Consider the following 3,269-nt stretch of genomic DNA (forward strand, 5'->3'; position numbering starts at 1 on the left):
CCCCCGGTCGCCATCGGTCCGCTGTATCAGCCCAAGACCATCAAGGTCTGCGCCCCCGAGGACCCGGTCTGCTCCGACGGCATGAACTTCGCCGCGCACAACACCTACGCATCCGACGGCGAGATGATCGACAAGGGCGCGGCCTTCGCGGCCAGTCACCTCGGCGGCAACGGCGCAACGGCGGCCGGGGTTTCCAGCGGAAGCTTCGGCAGCTGAGCTAGCCCGTCGGGGCCTTGGCGTTCAGGAACGTGACGATGCCCTGCGTGACGGCCGCGGCGTACCTGGCGCGGCCGTCGGCGCTTTCCATCCGCGCGGCCTCGTCGGCGTTTTTCATGTTGCCCAGCTCGACGAGGACGGCCGGGTACTCGGCCAGGTTCAGCCCGGCGAGGTCGTCGCGCCCGTACAGGCCGTCGGACCCGATGTAGGTGCTCGGGTGAAAACCCGCCTGCACCAAGGCTTCCCGCATGGTGCGGGCCAACTGCACCGACGCGCCGGACTGGGACTCGTTCAACGGCGGCGCGGAATAGTTGACGTGGAATCCCGAGCCCGCCGACGGTCCACCGTCGGCGTGAATGCTCACGATCGCATCGGGGCGCATCGCGTTGGCCAGCGCCGCGCGCTGATCCACGCAGGGGCCGGCGGAGCCGTCGTTGTCACGGGACAGCTGGGTGCGGACGCCCATCGAGTTGAGCGAACCGCTGATCAGCCCGACCACCGCCCAGGTGAACGCGTGCTCGGGGTAGCCGTCGTCGGCCGCGGTGCCCGAGGTGTTGCACAGCTTGGTGCCGCCCCGGCCGTTGGGCACCTGCCGGGTGGTCGAGGCGTCGTTCACCGCGTTGTGGCCCGGGTCGAGGAACACGCCCATCCCCGCGATGCCGGCGCCCGCGCGTGGGGCGTCGACCAGCGCGTTAATGCCGAGCAGGGCCGGCGCGACGGCGGCGCATCTGAAGATGTCGCGCCGTGAAACGGATCGCAGCCAACGGGGGTCACTCACTCGCGCAAGGGTAACAATCGCCGCATCCGACCCCGCTCCGGATAGAGATAGCGCATCAGCTCGGCGCCCTCGACGCCGTAGATGCCGCGGTCGTCGCCGCGCAGCACCCCGCGGTGCTGCTGGTCGGCGCGGAAGCGGACGGCGGTCCGATGTGCCGCCCGCAGCTCGGCGCGCCTGAGGCCCTCCCGCACGAGCGCCCGCACCACGAAGAACAGGCCGACGAGTGCCGCCGCCCCGGCGATCAACCAGATGAGCTTGATGATGATCCAGATGATCAGCGCCAGCCCCAGCAACGCACCGAGCCCGCCGCCGGAGCTCGCCCTCGAACCGCTCATGCCCAAACGGTAAAAGGCCCCACCGACAACTACGGCTCGTCGACCGCGGCCGCCAGCGCGGCGCCGACGCTCTTCAGGAACGTCGTCGGCACGCTGTAACCACAGGTCACCATCCGCAGCCTGCCCTGGTAGGTGGTGATCCCGGTGACGTACTCGCCCTCGGTCTGGCTTTGCACCACCGGCCCCCACACCGCCGTGGGCCGCAGCGGGCCCGTGTCGTCGAGGTTCTGCACGCCCAGGTTGCTGATCAGCATGTCGAACGGGCACACGCGGCCGAACAGCTCCTCGGCGTGGCCGACCTCGGCGTCCACCGTCATCGCCTGCCGGATGGCGAGCGACGCGGTAAGAATCCCGCGCGCCGACCTCGCGGCGTCGAGGTGCGCGGTCGTCGCCCGGGCCTGCTCCCAGAATGGCGCGCCGTCCCACGGCGACAAGCCCGTCCACGTCGCCTGGATGTAGAGCGCGCAGTCCCCCTCGACGCGGACCAGCGGGCGGAAGTTGATGGGGTTGAGCACCCGCACGAACTCTTCGCCGCGCTCGGCGGAGCGCACCCGGCACATCGCCACCACCATCGCCGCGTGCACCGTGGTGCGCTCCACGCGGCAGCGCTCGACCAACCTCGCGGTGTCCGCCTCGGTCATGGCCATGGTGTGCACGTTGGTCGGGGCGCCGTCGAAGGGACGGATGGTGGTCGGCGTTCGCATCCGCGGATCGTCGGGCAGCTCGGACGGGTCGAACGGTTCGACGGCCCCTAGCGTGTGGTCGATGAGCTGCTCTTGCGCTTGCGGCGCAGGCAGATTCGACAACTCCTTGCCATTGAGCGCGGCGATCACGTCGTTCATCACCCATACGGAGGAGATCCCGTCGGCGACGGTGTGGTCAAACGTCAGCAGCAGCGCGCTCGTTCCTTGGCCCTGCAGCAGCGAGGCTCGCATCAGCGGCGCACGCGAGCGGTCGAACGGTCGGCTCAACTCCTCGGCCGCGGTTGCCGCCCATTCCTGGCCGCGGCGCATCGTCAACTCGATGGGTGCGACGGTCGCCGCGCGATAGAAGCCAAGGTGGCTGCCGGGACGGTCCTCGACATGTACTGACAACAGTGGGTGTCGCCGCTGCGCCGCGGCAAGCGCCGGTCGCAACCGTTCCGCGGTAAGGATTTCGCCGAACTCCGCCACCAGCAGGAAGTGAGTGGGATTGCGCTCGCTGTAGCGGTAGAAAAGCCGTTCCATGGCGCCGACGGGACGAACGCTTCTGATCACCAAGTCTCCAAACGTCATTGGGCACTGCGACACCATGCACACGGATCGCACGCAGACTCGGTTCACCACGGTGCGCGAAAACACCTGGCATTTAACATAATTGTTTCTTCGTAGCGCATCAGGGCCTATGCTCAGCAAATGATCACGAGGCACAGATTCACGACGCTCGCGCTGGTCGTGCCCGCGACGGCCGCGGCGCTCGTGGCGTCGTCGGCAACCGCGCGCGCGGACAGCCAGAACTTTCAGTCCCCGTCGGGAAACATTTACTGCCTCATGGGCACCGACGGTGTCGCCTGCGACGTCCGCGATTACACCTATCAGCCGCCGCCACCCCCGGAGTGCGGCAAGCACCTCGCCTGGGGCAGTCGGTTCAGCCTCACGCCCGGCAAGCCCGCCGCCATCGAGTGTCACGGCGACACGTTGCAGGTGCCCGGCGAGCAGACGCTCAACTACGGGCAAACCATCTCCGCGGGAACGCTCAGCTGTGAGAGCCAGCCCTCGGGCATGAAATGCACCGACAGCGGCAGCGGGCACTACTTCCGCGTCTCACGAGAGTCGTTCGACCTCGGCTGACGGTAAGCAGCCGCGAGCAGACGCAGAATCGCACTATGCGGGGCTCACTCTCTCTCATATACACATCTACGAGCCCACGAGAACCTAAGAAATCTCGTATGACCTATTAAT

The 3,269-nt window shown here is 67.8% G+C and carries 5 protein-coding genes; 2 read left to right on the forward strand and 3 right to left on the reverse strand.

The features are described from left to right. A partial coding sequence (locus tag A5787_RS03675) for a cutinase family protein (protein WP_156763743.1) occupies positions 1-216 on the forward strand: 216 nt, incomplete at its 5' end. A gap of 1 nt (position 217) precedes the next feature. Here the strand turns inward: A5787_RS03675 and A5787_RS03680 are convergent. The 3 genes from A5787_RS03680 to A5787_RS03690 are packed head-to-tail and all read right to left on the reverse strand — an operon-like array spanning position 218 to position 2,603. Next, a complete protein-coding gene (locus A5787_RS03680) occupies positions 218-994 on the reverse strand; it encodes an Rv3717 family N-acetylmuramoyl-L-alanine amidase (protein WP_066961750.1) in 777 nt (258 codons plus the stop codon). Next, positions 991-1,329, reverse strand: a complete 339-nt coding sequence (locus A5787_RS03685; RefSeq protein ID WP_231993805.1) for a hypothetical protein — start codon at positions 1,327-1,329, stop codon at positions 991-993. Before A5787_RS03685 ends, A5787_RS03680 begins: the two co-directional genes overlap by 4 nt. Before the next feature lie 29 nt (positions 1,330-1,358). After that, a complete protein-coding gene (locus A5787_RS03690) occupies positions 1,359-2,603 on the reverse strand; it encodes a condensation domain-containing protein (RefSeq protein WP_066961753.1) in 1,245 nt (414 codons plus the stop codon). A gap of 120 nt (positions 2,604-2,723) precedes the next feature. Here A5787_RS03690 and A5787_RS03695 point away from each other — a divergent pair, with 120 nt between their 5' ends. Then, on the forward strand, positions 2,724-3,158 hold the full coding sequence (locus A5787_RS03695; RefSeq protein ID WP_082977052.1) for a DUF6636 domain-containing protein: 435 nt from the start codon (positions 2,724-2,726) through the stop codon (positions 3,156-3,158). The last annotated feature ends 111 nt before the right edge of the window (positions 3,159-3,269 follow it).

The organism is Mycobacterium sp. 852002-50816_SCH5313054-b (assembly GCF_001667185.1).
Lineage (GTDB): Bacteria > Actinomycetota > Actinomycetes > Mycobacteriales > Mycobacteriaceae > Mycobacterium.